Source organism: Micrococcus sp. KRD077, from assembly GCF_017168505.1.
Classification (GTDB): Bacteria; Actinomycetota; Actinomycetes; order Actinomycetales; family Micrococcaceae; genus Micrococcus; species Micrococcus luteus.
The window spans coordinates 1-454 of sequence record NZ_JABFAZ010000098.1 but is presented as its reverse complement, the minus strand read 5'-3'; the positions used below and the strand labels follow the sequence as shown (position 1 = coordinate 454).

Genomic DNA, 454 nt, shown 5'->3' with positions numbered 1-454 from the left:
GCCACCAATAGAGCGTGTTGACGTTACAGGATTTGATGTTTCTGCAACTAAATTTTTATGCACATAAAACTTACGATCTACATTCGCTGCGCCAATACAAACAATAGGATAATCTTCATTTAAAACATATGCCTTTCCCATAACATATTCCTTTTGTATTAATCCTGAAATAATGTTTGCTACGCTGGGTCTAGATAATCCAATTGCCTCAGCAAGTTCACGTTGTGAAATAAACGGATTATCTTTAATTCTTTTTAAAATTTCTTTCTCAGAATCGCTCATAACATCCCTCCTCATATTGACTTAAAATACTTGAATCAGTGAATTCACAAAAATATCGTAGCATGCTGTTATTTCTGTTGTAAACGCTTACATTTACCGTTATATCAATGATATTTGTTTATAAAATACGCATAATTTCGTAAAAAGTAAGTTCATTCCATCGTGTAAAAGG

At 32.4% G+C, this 454-nt stretch carries 1 protein-coding gene; it reads right to left on the bottom strand.

Annotated features, from left to right (window positions below):
• Window positions 1–282: winged helix-turn-helix transcriptional regulator (locus tag J1M39_RS11930; RefSeq protein ID WP_206496837.1), on the bottom strand; the 282-nt coding region annotated here is incomplete at its 3' end.
• Window positions 283–454 lie beyond the last annotated feature (172 nt).